General features: G+C 69.0%; 16 protein-coding genes. 8 read left to right on the top strand and 8 right to left on the bottom strand.

Annotated features, from left to right (window positions below; all coding sequences use genetic code 11):
• Positions 1 to 104 precede the first annotated feature (104 nt).
• Positions 105 to 1,571, bottom strand: a complete 1,467-nt coding sequence (locus SACXIDRAFT_RS13265) for an NCS2 family permease (RefSeq protein WP_006239078.1) — start codon at positions 1,569 to 1,571, stop codon at positions 105 to 107.
• Between SACXIDRAFT_RS13265 and SACXIDRAFT_RS23825 the strand changes: the two genes are divergently transcribed.
• Entirely contained in the window at positions 1,495 to 1,890 is a 396-nt protein-coding gene (locus tag SACXIDRAFT_RS23825; RefSeq protein WP_345702384.1) for a DUF2530 domain-containing protein, read from the top strand. The two genes, SACXIDRAFT_RS13265 and SACXIDRAFT_RS23825, sit on opposite strands and share 77 nt — an antisense overlap.
• Before the next feature lie 36 nt (positions 1,891 to 1,926).
• Here SACXIDRAFT_RS23825 and SACXIDRAFT_RS13255 read toward each other — a convergent pair whose 3' ends face one another.
• Both SACXIDRAFT_RS13255 and SACXIDRAFT_RS13250 read right to left on the bottom strand, forming a co-directional pair.
• A complete protein-coding gene (locus tag SACXIDRAFT_RS13255; RefSeq protein WP_006239076.1) occupies positions 1,927 to 4,755 on the bottom strand; it encodes a sacsin N-terminal ATP-binding-like domain-containing protein in 2,829 nt (942 codons plus the stop codon).
• Positions 4,756 to 5,739, bottom strand: coding sequence for a DUF3027 domain-containing protein (locus tag SACXIDRAFT_RS13250; RefSeq protein ID WP_006239075.1), 984 nt, complete (start codon positions 5,737 to 5,739; stop codon positions 4,756 to 4,758).
• A gap of 115 nt (positions 5,740 to 5,854) precedes the next feature.
• Between SACXIDRAFT_RS13250 and SACXIDRAFT_RS13245 the strand changes: the two genes are divergently transcribed.
• Genes SACXIDRAFT_RS13245 through SACXIDRAFT_RS13235 form a run of 3 tightly spaced genes read left to right on the top strand, consistent with a single transcriptional unit; the run spans position 5,855 to position 8,995 of the window.
• A complete protein-coding gene (locus tag SACXIDRAFT_RS13245; protein WP_040922641.1) occupies positions 5,855 to 6,640 on the top strand; it encodes a glutaminyl-peptide cyclotransferase in 786 nt (261 codons plus the stop codon).
• A 38-nt stretch (positions 6,641 to 6,678) separates the two neighbouring features.
• Positions 6,679 to 8,487, top strand: coding sequence for an MFS transporter (locus SACXIDRAFT_RS13240; RefSeq protein WP_006239073.1), 1,809 nt, complete (start codon positions 6,679 to 6,681; stop codon positions 8,485 to 8,487).
• Between the two features lie 10 nt (positions 8,488 to 8,497).
• On the top strand, positions 8,498 to 8,995 hold the full coding sequence (locus SACXIDRAFT_RS13235) for a DUF2771 family protein (protein ID WP_006239072.1): 498 nt from the start codon (positions 8,498 to 8,500) through the stop codon (positions 8,993 to 8,995).
• Positions 8,996 to 9,058: 63 nt separating this feature from the next.
• Here the strand turns inward: SACXIDRAFT_RS13235 and SACXIDRAFT_RS13230 are convergent, their stop codons facing one another.
• The 3 genes from SACXIDRAFT_RS13230 to SACXIDRAFT_RS13220 form a co-directional block, all read right to left on the bottom strand.
• A complete protein-coding gene (locus tag SACXIDRAFT_RS13230) occupies positions 9,059 to 10,255 on the bottom strand; it encodes a globin domain-containing protein (RefSeq protein WP_006239071.1) in 1,197 nt (398 codons plus the stop codon).
• Positions 10,256 to 10,270: 15 nt separating this feature from the next.
• Positions 10,271 to 10,717: an RrF2 family transcriptional regulator gene (locus SACXIDRAFT_RS13225; protein ID WP_006239070.1), complete on the bottom strand. Its 447-nt coding sequence runs from the start codon at positions 10,715 to 10,717 to the stop codon at positions 10,271 to 10,273.
• Positions 10,718 to 10,841: 124 nt separating this feature from the next.
• The gene (locus SACXIDRAFT_RS13220; RefSeq protein ID WP_006239069.1) at positions 10,842 to 11,228 is read right to left on the bottom strand and encodes a cold-shock protein; all 387 of its coding nucleotides are present in this window, start codon (positions 11,226 to 11,228) and stop codon (positions 10,842 to 10,844) included.
• Between the two features lie 160 nt (positions 11,229 to 11,388).
• On the opposite strand from SACXIDRAFT_RS13220, the gene SACXIDRAFT_RS23585 reads away from it, so the two are divergent.
• On the top strand, positions 11,389 to 11,622 hold the full coding sequence (locus SACXIDRAFT_RS23585; RefSeq protein ID WP_232285300.1) for a hypothetical protein: 234 nt from the start codon (positions 11,389 to 11,391) through the stop codon (positions 11,620 to 11,622).
• On the opposite strand, the gene SACXIDRAFT_RS13215 is transcribed toward SACXIDRAFT_RS23585, so the two are convergent.
• Positions 11,517 to 12,242, bottom strand: coding sequence for an HAD family hydrolase (locus SACXIDRAFT_RS13215; protein ID WP_083840115.1), 726 nt, complete (start codon positions 12,240 to 12,242; stop codon positions 11,517 to 11,519). The two genes, SACXIDRAFT_RS23585 and SACXIDRAFT_RS13215, sit on opposite strands and share 106 nt — an antisense overlap.
• Positions 12,243 to 12,323: 81 nt before the next feature.
• Between SACXIDRAFT_RS13215 and SACXIDRAFT_RS13210 the strand changes: the two genes are divergently transcribed.
• The 3 genes from SACXIDRAFT_RS13210 (at position 12,324) to SACXIDRAFT_RS13200 (ending at position 15,069) form a co-directional block, all read left to right on the top strand.
• A complete protein-coding gene (locus SACXIDRAFT_RS13210) occupies positions 12,324 to 12,944 on the top strand; it encodes a TetR/AcrR family transcriptional regulator (protein WP_006239066.1) in 621 nt (206 codons plus the stop codon).
• Between the two features lie 17 nt (positions 12,945 to 12,961).
• A complete protein-coding gene (locus SACXIDRAFT_RS13205) occupies positions 12,962 to 13,930 on the top strand; it encodes a R2-like ligand-binding oxidase (RefSeq protein ID WP_006239065.1) in 969 nt (322 codons plus the stop codon).
• 101 nt (positions 13,931 to 14,031) lie between these two features.
• Positions 14,032 to 15,069, top strand: coding sequence for an ion channel (locus SACXIDRAFT_RS13200; protein WP_006239064.1), 1,038 nt, complete (start codon positions 14,032 to 14,034; stop codon positions 15,067 to 15,069).
• A gap of 178 nt (positions 15,070 to 15,247) precedes the next feature.
• On the opposite strand, the gene SACXIDRAFT_RS13195 is transcribed toward SACXIDRAFT_RS13200, so the two are convergent.
• Positions 15,248 to 16,930, bottom strand: coding sequence for an AMP-binding protein (locus tag SACXIDRAFT_RS13195; RefSeq protein ID WP_006239063.1), 1,683 nt, complete (start codon positions 16,928 to 16,930; stop codon positions 15,248 to 15,250).
• Positions 16,931 to 17,029 lie beyond the last annotated feature (99 nt).

The raw sequence follows: 17,029 nt of genomic DNA, 5'->3' as shown, positions 1-17,029 counted from the left end.
CACTATCGGGGCGCGGACCCATGTACAGAAAGTGCAGACACTCGTACGAGAAGTGCGGACACGGGTGCAGGAAGTGCGGACACGGCGTAGGAGGGGTTGCTCCGTCAGCCGAGCAGTTGCTGGATCGGCTCGATGGCGAAGTACACAACGAACGCCGCCGAGGTGATCCACATGAGCGGGTGCACCTGGCGGACCTTGCCCGTGACCGTCTGGAGCACCACGTAGCTGATGAACCCAGCGCCGATGCCGTTGGAGATCGAGAATGTGAACGGCATGACCACGATCGTGAGGAAGGCGGGCAGCGCGACGGAGAAGTCCCGGAAATCCACCTCGGCGATCTGCCGCACCATCATCGCGCCCACGACCACGAGCGCCGCCGCCGCGGCCTCGATCGGCACCGCCTGGTACAGCGGCGTGAAGAACATGGCCGCGATGAACAGCAGGCCGGTGACGACGTTCGCCAGACCGGTACGGGCGCCCTCCCCGATCCCGGACGCCGATTCCACGAACACCGTGTTGGAGCTGGACGAGGCAGCGCCTCCCGCGATGGCGCCGACGGAATCGACGAACAGACCCTTGCCGACGTTCGGCAGCTTCCCGTCCTTGTCAACCAACCTCGCCTCGTGGCCGAGGCCGGTCATCGTGCCGATCGTGTCGAAGAAGTCGGTGAGCACGAGTGTGAACACCAGCAGCGCCGCGGTGATCGCGGGCACCTGCACCCAGGCGTTGAAGTCGAACGCGCCCACGAGCGAGAGGTCAGGAAGATCGAAGATCGCATCGGGCAGCGCGGGGTAGCCGAGGTTCCAGCCCTTAGGGTTCACACCGAGCGACGGTCCCGCGTTGACGATCGCCTCGATGGCGATGGACAGCGCCGTGCCGGCGAGAACGCCGATCAGGAACGCACCCTTGACGCCCCGCGCCACAAGGATGCCCATGAGGATGAGCGTCACCACGAACACGAACGTGGGCCACGACGCGATCGACCCGTCGATCCCGAGCTGCACCGGAACGGTGGTGCCCGCGACGTCGGGAATGCGTCGCACGAATCCCGCGTCAACGAGACCGACCAGCGCGATGAACAGGCCGATCCCCACGGCGATACTCGCCTTGAGCTGGTGTGGCACGGCGTTGAACACCATGGTCCGCACCCCGGTGACCACCAGCAGGAGCACAACGATGCCGTTGACGACGACGAGGCCCATGGCCGACGGCCACGTCATCTGAGGAGCGATGGACACCGCGACGAGGGTGTTGATCCCAAGACCCGCTGCGATGGCGAACGGATAGTTCGCGACGATTCCCATCAGGATGGTCATCACACCGGCCACGAGCGCCGTGACGGCGGTCACCTGATCGACAGGCAGGATGGCGCCTGTCACATCCTTGGCCGCGCCGGGATCGTCGGCCGAGTAGCTGCCGAGGATGAGCGGGTTCAGGACGATGATGTAGCCCATCGTCACGAACGTGACCAAACCACCTCGAACTTCCCGTCCGATGGTGGAACCTCGCTCGCTGATCCGGAAGAACCGGTCGAGCGGCGACCGCTGCTCCTGCGCGGTCACATCTGACATCGCTCACCTGCCTCGCGTCGTTTGCGGCAGCGGTAGCCTGTCCCACGTGGACGAACCGAAAGACCCACGGGAGAACGCAGGACGGCTTCGTCCTACACCTGAACTGCCGACATCAGTGGTCAGCCTCTGGATTCCCGTGACCGTCGGCACTGCACTCTGGCTGGTCGCCTTCGTTGTGCTGCTGGTCGCCGGTGTCCACGGCGTGTGGCTGTGGACGACTCTCGCGGGCGGCGGGCTCGGCCTCGTTGGCATGGCAATCATGGTGTGGCAGCGCGCCGCGTCCCGCAGAGGGTCGCGTTTTGCCCAACGAAACCTTTAACACACTCACGAGACGTGACTTCACCTGGACCACACGTCACCCCAGCACGGTGCGTGGGTCCGGATCGTCGAGCAGCCGTTCCAGCAGAACCCGATCCGGCCACCGGCCCGCCGCCCACGCGAACGCCCGCGCGAGTCCGGACGGCGAATCGGCCGCGTGCAGCACCGCCTGCTCATCGCGCCACCAAGGAACCGGGGTGCCGCCGACGGTCAGCTCCTCGTGGATCACGACACCGCCGTCGGGAACACCGATGCCCAGCAGACCGGCCACTTCCACGACGGCGGGTAGCTCCGACCACGCGGCGAAGCCCGCCTCGCCGTCCTCTTCCACGGCAGCGTCGATCTCGGTGATCTCGTCGCTCGCCAGCGGAAGATCGAAGACGTCGGCGAGTGCTTCGGCGTCGGCGAAATCGGCCGAGGCCACGATCCGTTCCGGTGGCCACATCGCGAGCAACCACGGCGCGTCGAGCACCACGACCTCATCACCGCCGTCGTCGGTGACCTCACTCACCGTTCCGGCGAGCGTACGCACCCGCTCGGGCGGTTCCACGTCGTCGGGCGAGAGTGCGGCCAGCATGCTGTGGGCCCGCAGCACGAGTCCGGTCGGTACCGTCCGCTCAGGGTCGCCGAGCCGATCACACAGCAGCCGTGCGTCCTCCGCGGCGGTTTCGGGGTCCACGGCGAGTTCGGTGCGCACTCCCGTGAGCACGAGAAGTTCGTCGGAGAGTCCCACGTCGGGCGCGGGGTCGAAGAGACCTGACAGCTCGGTCGCCGAAGGCAGGCGCCACTGTCTCGGCGCGCGGCCTGCCAGCAGGGCGTGAGCCGAAAGCCACGTACGGAGGCGCCCGTCCGGCGCCGTCAGCACGCGCCAGGTCTCCGGTTCCGACGCCAGCAGCCGCACCGCACGCGGCCACGCGTGGTCGTCAACGAGGTCGAGGTCGGGCACGGGCGGCTCGTCGTCGGTGGTCTCGCTGCCGCCGACCCGTTCGATGGTGAACGTGTCACGCACACCGCAGGACAGCAGGGTTTCGCGGTCCCACCTGGCGGCGACCTCGTCGGCCAGCACGTCCAGCGGCGCGTCGTCCCCGACGGCGTCGGGGTGCAGCACGTCGAGGATGGCGGCGTCGGGAAGAAGCAGCTCGTCGGCCCGTCGCACTCCGCTCCGCGCGGGCAGCGCCAGCGCGCCGAGTCCCGGCGCCGCACCCGCCGTCGAGACCCACGTCAGCACAGCGTCCGCGAGCGGCGTGCCGTCGAGCCCGGCCAGCGTGTCATCAACGCTGCGTGCTATTGCCTCGACCACAGCGGGGGCCCGCAGCAGTTCGGAAGGCCCTGCCTTCGCAGCGCCGAGCCGTTCCAGCAGCGGATGCCCGGCCTGGGAGTGAACGATGTGCAGGCCGGGGATGCCGAGGGAATCGACACCGCCAGCCGTGTCCTCGGCAAGCAGCACGCCTCGCGCGCCCGTGACTGTGCGCCCGTCCGCGAGCGGCACTGGCAGCGCCGCGAGTTCGTCGAGTTCCACCTCGGCGCGGTCCACGGCGGCGAGCAGCTCGTCGTAGAGCGCGCGCCACCACGCCGGTGCGCGCTCAACGCCGCCGAGCGCGTCCACCAGTTCGGCCGCCGTCAGGGCACGCGCACCGGCGACGGAGGCCGTGCGCGCGGCGTCACGCCCGCACAGGGGTGCCGCGACGAGTCCCGGGATCACGTCGGCGACCAGCTTCACCAGTCGCGGGGCGTGGAGGTCGAGCACGCGAGCCCGGCGGCCCGGAAGCAGGCCGGAGCGCGCCGAAGGCAGCCAGTCGTCGCCGGTCAGCCGTTCGACCACGAACTCGCGCAGCACACCGTCCACATCGGAGAGCGGGAAACGCCATTCGGGCACCAACGCGAGCCGGTGCCGCGCAGGCAGCGACCGCACGAGGCCGGGATAGGACCCGGCCGCCGCCCTCAACGCGCTCGTCACACCGGGCGCGTCCGCGGACGCGCTCACCCTGCGCCGCGACGGTTCCATCGGCACCGCCGTCGCGAGCAACCTGGCTGGCAGGGACAGTCTCTCGTCCGTGGGAGTCGGAGCGTGCAGCACGTCCTCGTCCAGAGGAAGGGGTCTGCCGTCGTCGGCGATCGGCACCGCCCAGACGCAGCCGGGTCCCCGGTGCGTCAGCCAGCGGGTCCGCCCTCCGTCGGGGGCGGACAGCACAACGTGGTCTCCTTCGGTCCGCCGCACCCAGCGACGACCATCGACGTCGATCTCGGCGAGCCACGGCAGCATCAGCAGCACGTCCGCGACCTCGTCCTCGATCCGCCTCAGCGGCTCACCCACATCGCCGCGAAGGGGAAGGCGGACCTCGGTGTCGAAGCCGTCCGGCAGCGGCGGCTCGTCGGCCCGCAGCTCCCACGGCAGCCGGAGGACGGGAACCTCGTCGGAGGCCCACACCTCGCGGGTACGTGCCTCGGAGAACGCGACACCCCCCGTGCGGGAGACGACGCGCGGTTCGCTCGTGACCGCGAGGACGGCGGCGAACCCGACGCCGAACCTGCCCACCGTCTCCTCGGCATCGGCGGGTTTGCCGGACGCCCGCAGGGACGCGAGTGCTGCGATCCCCCGGCGGTCGAGCGGCGCTCCCGTGTTGGCCACCCGGAGCTCACCGTCGGCAACGCGCACGCGCAGCCTGCCTGGCTCCCCCGCGAGGGCTGCGGCGTCGGCCGCGTTCTGCGCGAGTTCGACGAACACACGATCGCGGTAGGCGCCGACCCTCAGGTCGCGTTCGGCGTTGGTGTCCTCGGTGAATCGCGTCGGCGAATCACGCCAGGACCGCAGCACCGCCTGCCTGAGCTGTTCGATGGACGGCAGGTCGTCCGGCGACTCCGCCACTCAGGCGTTGGGGTCGGTCTCGGCGTGCGGTTCGTCCCGCTCTGGCTCCGGACTCGACGCCTCGCCGCTTTCGGTGCCGGCGTGAGCACCGGCGTCGGCACTGGTGCCAGCACCCGCCTCGGTGTCAGCACCCGCCTCGCCACCGGCGCTGCCAGCGCCTTCCTCGGCATCGGCATCGTCGGTATCACCGTCGGCGGTGTCCTCGTCGCCGTCGGCCGGGGCATCGCCCACCGGCTCGGTGTCGAGCAGCGAGTCGTCGTACACCAGCTCGGCGACGGGCACCGACGAACTCGTCTCGACCTCCACCTCGGAATGCGCTCCGCAGCCGAACTCGGCGTGCACCACGTGGCCGTCGGCAGGCGAGATCTCGTTGCCGCACACCCCGAACGCCGCCCGCAGCGACCCCGCGAGCTGAAGGTAGAACCCGCAGGTCCCGCACGCACCGGGAGCGCTGCGAGCCATGTCCGACCGTGGCCCGTACTCACTGCGGTGCCAGCGGGTGGCGGCCTCCTCCCTCCCGATCCGCGACATCACCCTGACGCGGCCGAGACCGATCTCGCGCCCAGCCTCCTCGGCTTCGGGGTCGTCGAGTGTCGCGTAGGCGGGAGCGAGCCTCGCGTCGTCCGGCTGGGTGGGGAAGATGTCGCCGACACCGAGATCGCCCGGGCGTACTCGCCGTGCCCACGGAACCCACCTCGGCGCCACGATCGCGTCCGGTCCAGGGGTGAGCACGACCTCGCTGATCGTCACGGGGGCGTCCTCGTCGGCGGTGGCCACGGTCACCGACCAGCGCCACCCCCGGTAGCCGGGCAATGCGGAGTCGAAGAGGTGGGTGACCGCGAAGGCGTCCTCGTTGACGGAGCCGACGTAGTCGCCGACATTGCCCTCGCCCGCGTCCTGCACCGCTGCCTCGCGCGCCGGCTCGACCGCATCGAGCAGCTTCCTGCGGATCGTGCCGTCGTCGAGCGTGAGCAGCAGCGTCATGGTTCCAATTGTGCAGCACCGAGGCATTACGCCGAAGCGGTGGGTTCGTGCCAGGGTGGTGCCCGTGCGTCCAGTGACCAGCAGGGTGACCAGAGTGTGCGCGACCGCGCTCACCATGCTCACGGCGGCGACCGTCGTGGTCGCGTGCGCGGGAGGGCCGGATCGTGGACCTGATCCGGCGTCGGACGGAGCCGTCGCGCCGGAGGAGTGGACCGTTGAGGTCGTCGAGGTGCTGCCTCACGACCCCGAGGCGTTCACCCAGGGGCTCGAGGTCGTGGGCAACACGCTGTACGAGGGCACGGGTCTCGTGGGCGAGTCCACGCTCCGCAAGGGGCAGCTCGGCGGCGAGCCCACGCTCACCGCCGAGCTGCCCGAGCCGCTGTTCGGCGAGGGCATCACGGTGGTCGGCTCCCGCGTCTGGCAGCTCACCTGGCAAGACGGTGTCGCCGTCGAACGCGACAGCGACACGCTCGCGGAACGCCGCAGGGTTCGCTACGACGGCGAGGGCTGGGGGTTGTGCTACCAGGAGCGGGCCGACCAGCTGGTGATGAGCGATGGCACCGATGTTCTCACGTTCCGCGATCCCCAGGGCTTCTCCGTGCTCGGCACCGTGGCGGTCACCGAAGGCGGAAGGCCGGTCAGTGACCTCAACGAGCTGGAGTGTGTCGGCGACACCGTGTACGCCAACATCTGGCACAGCGACCGCATCCTCCGCATCGAGGCCGCGACCGGGATCGTGACGGCGAGCATCGACGCCTCGGGGCTGCTCACTCCTGAGGAGGCCGCCGGAGCCGACGTACTCAACGGCATCGCGGCGCTGCCGGGGACGGACCGATTCCTCGTCACGGGAAAGCTGTGGCCGAAGATGTTCGTGGTGAGGTTCGTCCCGCGGGGTCGATGACCCGCACGGGAGCGCGTCGAGTACGGCAGGATTGGTCCATGCGTTCCGGTCGTAGGGGTAGGCGGAAGTGGACGCCCGACGAGCGGGCGAGCCGGACCGCGCACGATCCCGCGCGCGGTCGGCGCTCTCAGCCACCACCCGCGACCAGGGCGTATCCACCGGGTGGCGCCGTCCCGACCGCCGATGAGGCGCCGACGGGTGCGGTGCCGACACAGCCGGTACCGCCTCCCGCTCGCGGTGCGCGCCCTTACTCTGCGCGTGCCACGCCGCCGCCATGGCGGTCACAGCGCGCCGAACCGCCCTACGAGCACTACGACACCGGCGGCTACGCCCCCGGCCAGCCACGCGAGTCGTTCGACAGCATCGGCAGGAGCAGCGAGAACCACCGGGAAAGACAAGACAGGGAAGACACTGCCACGACCCGGCACGGCTTCGAGGCACCGCAGAGCGTCCCCCGGATGCCGAAGAAGCTCACCGTCACGCGAGTGGCGGCGCTGCGGAGCCGGGAACTGTCCGGGCAGGCTGTCGCCGCTTTCCGCAGGGCCGCCGCCGCCGACGGAGCCGACAAGTCGGGGCTGACCTCGCTCACCTACGCGGTGATGTTGAACTACGCGAGTGACGCGGCAATGGCCGTGGCGCTGGCCAACACGCTGTTCTTCGCGGCGAGCAGCGGCGAGAGCCGGGGCAAGGTGGCGCTGTACCTGCTGATCACCATCGCACCGTTCGCCCTGGTGGCCCCGGTGATCGGCCCAGCGCTCGACCGTATCCAGCGCGGACGAAGACTCGCCATGGCCATCGCGTCGGCAGGTCAGGCGCTGATGTGCGTGATCATGGCGTTGAACTTCGACACCTGGGCGCTCTACCCGGCCGCGCTCGGCAAGATGGTGCTGTCGAAGTCGTTCATGGTGCTCAAGGCCGCAGTCACGCCGAGAGTGCTCCCTCCCGAGATCACGCTGTCGAAGACCAACGCGCGGCTCGCCGTGTTCGGACTCGCGGCAGGTGGCGCGTTCGGTGCGGTGGCCAGCGGCTTGAACTGGGCCTTCGGATCGGCTGGTGCCCTGTGGTTCACCGCGCTCATCTGCGTGGCAGGCGCCGTGCAGGCCATGCGCATCCCGTCGTGGGTCGAGGTCACCGAGGGTGAGGTTCCCGCCGCGCTGACCGGCAACCTGCCCACGCGTGGCGCGGACAAGGCGGCCAAGGAGAAGAGGACCCGGCAGCCGATGGCGCGGCACGTGGTTGTGGCGTTGTGGGGCAACGGCTCCATTCGCGTGCTCACCGGGTTCCTCATGATGTTCGCCGCGTTCGCGGTGAAGGCCGAGACCGAGGGCAGCGGGCAGAGCGCGTTCGTGCAGTTGCTGCTGCTCGGTGTCATCGGCGCCGCCGCGGGGCTCGGTGGCTTCCTCGGCAACGCGCTCGGCTCCCGCATGCACTTCGGCAAGTCCGACCAGGTTGTCCTGGTGTGCCTGGCGAGCGCGCTGACCGCCACGATCATCGCCGCTCTGCTCTCCGGCATCGCCACCGCCGCGCTGGTCGGCCTCGTCGGCTCCACGGCGAGCGCGCTGGCGAAGAACAGCCTCGACGCCGTGATCCAGCAGGACATGCCCGAGGAGTCACGCGCGTCGGCGTTCGGCCGATCCGAAACCGTGTTGCAGCTCGCGTGGGTGTCCGGCGGCGCTGTCGGGCTGCTGCTGCCGCCCACGTACTGGATCGGGTTCCTCGTGGTATCCGCGCTGCTCGCGCTGGGGCTCGCCCAGACGTGGCTGGTGCGAGGCGGCTCGTCTCTGTTGCCCTCGCTGAGGAGGCGCGCGGCCCGACCCGGCCCCGAGCCGCAGCGAAGCGGCTCGTAGTCTCGCTGTCATGCGACGTTCAGTAGTGGCGCTGGTGGCCGCGGGCGCGGCGGCCGTGGCGACCGGCTGTTCCGCTCCACAGCCGCCCGAAGTGACGTTCTACACCGACGGCGACAGCGTCACGGCGCCGCCGCTGAGCTACTGCGACGCCCTTCTGAAGGACTGCGACACCGACGGCGAGCCCGTCAGCCTCGACGCGCGACCCGGTCGGCCTGTGCAGATCTCGCTGCCCGCCGAGATCGCCGAGACGCCGTGGCTGGTGATCGTGCAGTCCGCCGCGCCCGACGGCACACTGCTGCCCATGCGGCAGGAGGTGTTCACCGACGGCACCCGGCACGCGTACACGGTGGTGCCGGAGTCGCCGGGACACCAGCCGCTCGTCGTCGAGGTGCAGCAGCTCGGCGCCGCCTACGCCGTTGACGATTCCGACAAGCCGATCGTCGATGAACGCGGCGAGCCGCAGCTTGTGGTCAGGGGCGTCTGGTCGCTCCAGATCGAGCCTGTCTGAACTTCCTGTGACCCGGTCTGCCCACGCCTTTCGGTGCGCGGGCAGACCGGGTGAGACCGGAGGTCAGGCCGTCGCGTCGTCGGACAGCATCCCCGTGCCGAAGACCTCGGTGAAGATCCGCTCGGCTGGCACCCCGCGCTTGCGAAGCCCCGCCCGCACCTGCGCCATGAACGGCATCGGTCCGCACAGATACACCAGCGCGTTCTCGGGAAGCGGCAGCTGCTCGACGTCGATCCTGCCGGGACGTGCCTCACCCGTCGCGCCGTCCTCGTACCAGACCAGCTGGCGGAACGAACGCAACTGCGCTCCCGCGTGTGCGACGTCGGCGAGCAGCGCGTGCCGCTCGGGCGAACGGTCGGCGTGTGCGGCGACGACCTCACGGAACGGCTGGGTCCGTCCGATGTGGTCGAGCATGCCCGCCATCGGGGTGATCCCGATGCCCGCACTGATCAGCACGATGGGATCGTCGCTCGGGTCGAGCACCACGTCGCCCGCGACCGGCCCCACCAAGAGCGTGTCGTCCGCCTCGACCTGATCGACGAGGAAGTTGGAGACCAGCCCATCCGGGGCGCCGTCAACGCCGCGAACCCTGCGGACGGTGATCCGCAGCGAGCCCCGGCCCGGCCCCTGGGACAGCGAGTACTGCCGTGGCTGCCTCCGCCCGTCCGGCAGGGTCACCGCGACGGAGACGTACTGGCCCGGCTGGAAGTCGGGCACGGGGCCGCCGTCGTCGGGAACGAGCGTGAACGAGACCACGTCCTCGGCTTCCTCGACCCGCTTCGCGACCCGCCACGACCGCCACGGCGACGCGGGCTCCACCTCCGCGCGCTGGTAGAGGCGCGCCTCCGCCGCGATCAGCTCGCACGCGCACAGCCAGTACACCTCGTCCCATGCCCTGCGCACCTCCTCGGTCACGGCGTCGCCGAGCACCGCACCGACAGCGCCGAGCAGGTGACGGCCGACGATCGTGTACTGCCCCGGCTGCACCCCGAGCGAGACGTGCTTGTGCGCGATGCGCTCCGCGATGGGCGCGAAGTCCACCTCCCGCTCCCCCACGAGGTGCTCGGCGAACGCCACCACGGCCGCGGCGAGAGCACGCTGCTGGTCGCCGTTCGCCTGGTTGGCGAGGTTGAACAGGTCGAGAAGTTCCGGGTGCGCCGCGAACATGTCGGTGTAGAAGCGGGACGTGATCTGTGGGCCGTGGTCACGTACCACCGGCAATGTCGCCCGGATGACTCTGTCCGAATCTGCCGACAACATGGGGGTTCCTCCGTCTCAGCGCGCCCCGGGTTCCCCGGGACTCCATCCGATGGTGAGCAGCACCGGCCCGTTGCCCTCGTTGACGAGATCCGCGAGCGACATCTCGTCGAGGCTGCGCAAGAACGCCTCGTGAGCCCTGCGGAAGGCGGCCCTGAGCTTGCACTGACCTCGTAGCGGGCACGGCGGCTCGTCGCACTGCACGACCTCGTCGGCCGGCTCCAGCTTGCGCACGATGGACCCCACACCGGTCCGCAGTGCCGTCGGAGCCAGCTCCACACCGCCACCCCGCCCTCTGACCGTGGCGAGCAGACCCAGTCTTTGCAGTCGCTGCACCACCTTGGCCAGGTGATGGCGGGGAACGGCGAGGGCGTCGGCGAGCTCGTCGATCGTGCGACGGCCGTCCTTGGCCGCGACGTACATCAACACCCGGAGAGCGATGTCGGTGGACCGGTTGAGCTGCACGGCGTCACGCTATCGTGAACAGGATTCACGGATACCTGTTTTGTGATACACGACTCCAGGACTCTTCTTTGACTGCACAAAAAAGGCGGGCAGCACGTGCCCGCCTCCGCTCGACCCTGGCCGATTACGGGTCGAGGTCGCGCGCCACGGCCCGCATCACCTCGGCGATGCGCTTGGTGTTCTTGCGATCGGGGTAGCGGCCCCTGCGCAGATCCGGCTGGACCTTCATCTCCAGCAGCTTGATCATGTCCTCGATGAGGCCGTGGAGCTCCTCCGCGGGACGCCGCCTCGCCTCGACGACGGAGGGCGGCGGGTCGAGCAGCCGGACGGAAAGGGCCTGGGGTCCTCGCCTTCCGTCGGCGACACCGAACTCCAGCCGCTGGCCTGCTTTCAGTGCCTCGACGCCCTGCGGTAGCGCGGACTTACGAACATAGACGTCCTTGCCTCCGTCCTGCGTGACGAAGCCGAACCCCTTGTCCGCGTCGTACCACTTGACCTTGCCGGTCGGCACTGCCCCTCACCGTTCCTTCGCTCTCCTGCAACAGACCACGCTGTTCGCGCGGCCCCGCATGACGAACGCGCCCCAGGCGTACCCAGGACGCGCACCCACCTAGCCTATCTCGCCACACACGCTACGGCGAGGGCGATTGCTCCCGCTTAAGATGTCGGGCATGGGAACCGCTGTCCACGACACGAATTCGGCCACAACGCGAAAGCCCTGGCTAATGCGGATCGGCATCGGACTGTTCAGTGTCGGCATGCTCGCCGTGGTCGCGGTGTTCGTCCTGTTCGCCGCGGGCTACTCGGAGCTGCCGGTGTGGTTGTCGGCCGGAGCCGGAGTGATCACCCCGCTCGGCCTCGCCCTGGGCTTCATCTCGCTGGTCCGCGAACACCGTCGCGGCTGAGCAGTCCCTCGCCTTTCGCCGTACTCGCCGAGCCACGCGGGGAACTCCGTCAGCGAGTCGAGTACGACGTGCGCGCCCGCGGCCAGTAGCTCCGCCCTGTCACAGGGGCCCGTCGTCACACCGACGGCGACGGCACCCGCGGCCAGTGCGCCCGCGATGTCCCCCACGTGATCACCCACGAAGACGTCGGCCCCGTGCGCGGTCAGCGCCGCGGCCTTCCCGACGGACCAGAGTTCGCCCACGAGGGAGTCCACCGTCCAGTCGAGGGCGCGCATGTGCAGCGCGGCGTTGCGCGCGTACTTGCCCGTGACGACCAGTGAGCGGCCACCGGTTTCGCGCACGAGGTCGAGAGCCGCCGCCGCTCCCGGTAGCGCCACGGTGCGGGGGATCACGATCTCGGGGTAGATCTGACGGAACCGGGCGACGAGCGCGGGGATGCGTGCTTCCGGCGCCCCGAAGCCACGCAGGACGTGGTCGAGCGGCGGTCCGAGGTGCGCGGCGAAGTGCTCGCCGTCGAACGGCAGCCCCGACTCGACGGCCAGCGCGTTCATGGCCTCGGCCATGCCCGGCCTCGGATCGATGAGCGTCATGTCGAGGTCGAATCCCACGCAGGTACCCACAGGCTCACGGTAACTGCTTGACATCGAGAATTGACTCGTCCAGCTCATTGACATGTCGGGCTGATATGTCAAACTCACCGTGTGTCGCACGTCACGAGTTACGTGGAACGAGCCAGAGCCTCGCTGCGCGAGCAATTGCTCGACGCCGCCGCCGGAATCCTGACCCACAGCGGCTACGCCGGGCTTCGCATGGCCGACGTCGCCTCGGCGGTCGGTGTGAGCAGGCAGACGGTCTACAACGAATTCGGCAACAAGTCCGCGCTCGTCCAGGCGGTCGCACTGCACACGTTCGCCGAGTTCACCGACGGCATCCGGCGCTGTCTCGACGACGCCGACGGCGTGCTCGCCGGTGTCCACGCCGCGACCAGGCACACCATCGAGCACGCGGGGCGGAACCCGCTCGTCGCCGCCATCACGGGGGCGCAACCTGCCGAGGACCTGCTGCCCCTGCTCACCACGCGAGGGCAGCCGGTGCTGGGAGCCGCCACCGACCTCGCCGAGTCGTACCTGCGGGAACAGCTTCCCGATCTCGCCGATCCCCGGTTCGTCGCGGAGACCATGGTGCGGCTCGCCCTCAGCCACCTCGTCCTGCCCACCGGCTCGGCCACCGAGGCCGCCGACCGCGTGTGCGCCGTCGTCGGAGCGCTCATCGAGTCACCCATCAAGTCGCCCACGAAGCCAGTCGCCGAAGAAGCGACGTGACCGAAGGGAAGAACACCATGACCGCGAGCACGGCCGAGCACCGTGACGGCTTTCATTCGCTGCGCAGGGGCGGGCTCAACTGGAACTCCTTCCCGCTGCGGCTGTTCGTGAAGGGCAACCGCAAGTTCTGGAACCCCGCCGACATCGACTTCAGCGCCGACGCGGCCGACTGGGATGCGCTGACCGACGACGAGCGCCGTTCCGCCACATACCTGTGCGCACAGTTCGTCGCGGGAGAGGAGGCCGTCACCGAGGACATCCAGCCGTTCATGAAAGCCATGGCCACCGAGGGCAGGCTCGGTGACGAGATGTACCTCACGCAGTTCTGCTTCGAGGAGGCCAAACACACCGAGGTGTTCCGGCGGTGGATGGACGCGGTGGGGCTCACCGAGGACCTGCATCCCTTCGTGGCGGAGAATCCCCACTACCGCACGCTGTTCTACGAGGAGCTGCCTGCCTCGCTCGGCGTGCTGGCCGAGGACCCGAGCCCGCGCAACCAGGTTCGCGCGAGCGTCACCTACAACCACGTCATCGAAGGTTCGCTCGCGCTCACCGGTTACTACGCCTGGCAGAAGGTCTGCACGGGGCGGGGAATCCTCCCCGGCATGCAGGAACTCGTCCGGCGGATCTCCGACGACGAGCGCAGGCACATGGCGTGGGGCACGTTCACGTGCAGGCGGCACGTCGCGGCCGACGATTCGCTGTGGGAGGTCGTGCAGCAGCGCATGGGCGAGTTGCTCCCGCACGCCCTCGGCATGATCCAGTGGGTGAACGAGCAGTTCGAGACGCCGCCGTTCGGTATCGACAACAACGAGTTCATCCAGTACGCGGCTGACAGGGCGCAGCGCCGCCTCGGCGCCATCGAATCGGCACGCGGAGCGAACATCGCCGAGATCGACCTCGACCACTCCCCCGAACAACTGGAGGACGCCTTCGGCAGGGAGGACGAGAAGGTGTTCGCCGAGGCGGCGGAACAAGTGTCGTGAGCCCGCGGCTCGCGGATGAGGCCGGACTGTGCCTGTGGCAGGCTGGGGGCCGGAACTGGTAGAAACCAGACAGCCAGTACCCGTCGCCGCAGGAGGAAGCCATGCCGTTCTTCCTGTCGCGGCTACTCAAACGGTTCGCGTCACTGACCTCATGGGCCACCCCGGTCGTTGTGATCGCGTTCGTCTTCCTCACCAGCTGGCCGCTGATGACACTGGCCGAACCCGAGGGCAGTGAGCTGGTTCAGCCAGCCAACTACTGGTGGTACTTCATGGTGACCGCCGCGACCGTCGGCTACGGCGACTTCTACCCCGAGACCCCGATGGGGCACATCGTGGGCGGCTACGTCATCGTCGGCGGTATCGCGGCGCTCACGACGGTGTTCACGAAACTGGCTTCGATGCTGGAGAAGGCGAGGGGACAGCGGATGCAGGGGTCGATCACCGTGGACGTGTCCGGCCACACCGTCCTGCTCGGATACGCCCCCGGCCGCACCGAACGCATCGTCGCCGAACTCCTCGCCGACAGCGGCGGACGGCATGGTGAGCTGGTGTTGTGTGCCTTCGACGACGTCGGCAGCCACCCGATGCCCGGCGAGCCGGTGACGTTCGTGCGCGGCGATCTCACCGACGCCGCCGTGCTGCGCAGAGCGGGTGTTCACCGCGCGGCCGCCGTGCTGGTGGACGTCGGTGACGACAATCAGTCGCTCGCCGTCGCGCTGGCCGTCGATCATGTGATCACGAACGCCCATGTCGTGGTCACGCTGCGCGACCTGGAGCGTTCCTCACTGCTGGGCTATGTGAGCGCGAACATCCGGCCGGTGCAGTGGCACACCCCACGCATGATCACCGAGGAACTCCAGTCGCCCGGCATCAGCGAGGTCTACGCCGAGCTGATGACCCACGGCGGGGCGAACACGTACTCGGTGATCGTGCCTGCCTCGGCAGGTGAGGTATCGGTGGAACGTTGCCGTTCGGCGCTCGGCGCTCACCACAACGCCACCCTGCTCGCCGCGCGAACGGACGAGACGCTGCACGTCAATCCTGCTGGGACCACGACGCTGCCGCCTGGTTCGGTGCTGTACTACGTCAGCACCGAACCGTTGAGCGAGACCCAGGTCGAACGCGCGCTGCGCGCCTAGGTTTCCGCCGCGCCGTCGCGGCACAGCGGCAGGATCGTGTTCACCGCGGCGAGAGAATGGGACCCGGACAGCGAGAAGGCGGCGAACCTCGCAGCCGTTGGGCTCATCCAGCTGGGGCCGGACCCCGGCACCGCGACCTGGCGGCAAAGCGGCAGCGGAACGCCGCGCACTGGACGCCCTACCGGACTTCGCCGCCCCCTGCCTCGGCACCGGCATCCCCTGCGGTGGCGGCGAGATCGAGCAACTCCACCGCCTTCTCCCTCATCTCCACCTTGCGGATCTTGCCGGTGACCGTCATAGGGAAGTCCTCGACGACGTGCACGTAGCGCGGGATCTTGAAGTGGGCGAGCCTGCCGGTGCAGAACGCACGAAGGGCCTCCGCCGTGATCGGCTCGGCGCCGTCACGCATCCGCACCCACGCCATGAGTTCCTCGCCGTATTTCGCGTCAGGCACACCGATCACCTGCGCGTCGAGGATGTCCGGGTGGGTGTAGAGGAACTCCTCGATCTCGCGAGGGTAGATGTTCTCTCCGCCCCGGATCACCATATCCTTGATGCGCCCCGTGATGGTCACGTAGCCGTCGTCGTCCATCACCGCGACGTCGCCCGTGTGCATCCAGCGGGCCGCGTCGATGACCTCGGCCGTCTTCTCGGGCTGGTTCCAGTAGCCGAGCATCACCGAGTAGCCACGCGTGCAGAGTTCGCCCGGCGTGCCACGCGGCACGGTCAGCCCCGTCTCGGGATCGACGATCTTCACTTCGAGGTGCGGCCCCACCCTGCCGACGGTGGAGACGCGGCGCTCGACGGAGTCGTCGGCTCTCGTCTGCGTCGAGACCGGCGAGGTTTCCGTCATGCCGTAGCAGATCGCGACCTCGGCCATCCCCATGCGCTCGATGACCTGCTTCATCACCTCGACGGGGCACGGCGAGCCCGCCATGATGCCGGTGCGCAGGCTCGCGAGGTCGTAGCCGTCGAAATCCGGGTCGGCGAGTTCGGCGATGAACATCGTGGGCACTCCGTACAGCGATGTGCACCGCTCCGCCTGCACCGCCTCCAGTGTCCGCTTCGGGTCGAACGAGGGAGCGGGGATCACCATGCACGCGCCGTGCGTCGTGGCGGCGAGGTTGCCCATGACCATGCCGAAGCAATGGTAGAACGGGACCGGGATGCAGATCCGGTCCTCCTCGGTGTACCCGCACAGCTCGCCGACGAAGAACCCGTTGTTGAGGATGTTGTGGTGGGACAGCGTGGCGCCCTTGGGGAACCCGGTCGTGCCCGACGTGTACTGGATGTTGATCGGGTCGTCGGCACCAAGCGCGGCCTGTGCCCGTGACAACGCGGCGGGATCGGCCTTCCTGCCGTCGTCGAGCAGGGCACTCCAGTGTTCCCCTCCGATGATGACGACGTCGGTGAGTGCGCCACATCGAGGGCGGACCTCGCGGATCATGCCCTCGTAGTCGGAGGTCTTGAACTCCTTCGCCGCGATTAACATGGAGATCCCGGCCTGCGTCAGCACGTATTCGAGTTCGTGGGAGCGGTACGCGGGGTTGATGTTGACCAGGATCGCGCCGATCTTGGCTGTCGCGTACTGGGTCAACGTCCACTCAGGACAGTTGGGCGCCCAGATGCCGACGCGGTCACCCTTCTCGACACCTCGCGCCAGCAGACCGACGGCGAGTGCATCGACGTCGGCGACGAACTCGCGGTAGGTCCAGCGGCGCCCCGTCGCATGATCGACGAGCGCGTCCCTCTCCGGATACGCCTTCGCCGTGCGATCGAGATTGTCGCCGATGGTGTCCCCGAGCAGCGGAACCTCCGAGATGCCGGACGAGTAGCTCGGGACGGCTGGCGCGTTGGACATGGTGTCTCCTCGACGGTGAAGCGACGACACAACGAAGTCTAGGGAGATCCACGTCACGAAAGCCATCTCCGGTTCCCGCGACTTTCGCGGGACAATGGC

This window comes from Saccharomonospora xinjiangensis XJ-54, assembly GCF_000258175.1.
Taxonomy (GTDB): domain Bacteria; phylum Actinomycetota; class Actinomycetes; order Mycobacteriales; family Pseudonocardiaceae; genus Saccharomonospora; species Saccharomonospora xinjiangensis.
This window is presented reverse-complemented; position numbering and strand designations above follow the sequence as displayed.

Bases quoted from the DNA above. Each gene is read 5' to 3' on its own strand.
- SACXIDRAFT_RS23825 (WP_345702384.1), top strand. From the start codon at position 1,495: ATGGTGGAACCTCGCTCGCTGATCCGGAAGAACCGGTCGAGCGGCGAC.
- SACXIDRAFT_RS13265 (WP_006239078.1), bottom strand. From the start codon at position 1,571: ATGTCAGATGTGACCGCGCAGGAGCAGCGGTCGCCGCTCGACCGGTTC.
- SACXIDRAFT_RS13250 (WP_006239075.1), bottom strand. From the start codon at position 5,739: ATGACGCTGCTGCTCACGCTCGACGACGGCACGATCCGCAGGAAGCTG.
- SACXIDRAFT_RS13245 (WP_040922641.1), top strand. From the start codon at position 5,855: ATGCTCACGGCGGCGACCGTCGTGGTCGCGTGCGCGGGAGGGCCGGAT.
- SACXIDRAFT_RS13240 (WP_006239073.1), top strand. From the start codon at position 6,679: ATGCGTTCCGGTCGTAGGGGTAGGCGGAAGTGGACGCCCGACGAGCGG.
- SACXIDRAFT_RS13235 (WP_006239072.1), top strand. From the start codon at position 8,498: ATGCGACGTTCAGTAGTGGCGCTGGTGGCCGCGGGCGCGGCGGCCGTG.
- SACXIDRAFT_RS13230 (WP_006239071.1), bottom strand. From the start codon at position 10,255: ATGTTGTCGGCAGATTCGGACAGAGTCATCCGGGCGACATTGCCGGTG.
- SACXIDRAFT_RS23585 (WP_232285300.1), top strand. From the start codon at position 11,389: ATGGGAACCGCTGTCCACGACACGAATTCGGCCACAACGCGAAAGCCC.
- SACXIDRAFT_RS13205 (WP_006239065.1), top strand. From the start codon at position 12,962: ATGACCGCGAGCACGGCCGAGCACCGTGACGGCTTTCATTCGCTGCGC.
- SACXIDRAFT_RS13200 (WP_006239064.1), top strand. From the start codon at position 14,032: ATGCCGTTCTTCCTGTCGCGGCTACTCAAACGGTTCGCGTCACTGACC.
- SACXIDRAFT_RS13195 (WP_006239063.1), bottom strand. From the start codon at position 16,930: ATGTCCAACGCGCCAGCCGTCCCGAGCTACTCGTCCGGCATCTCGGAG.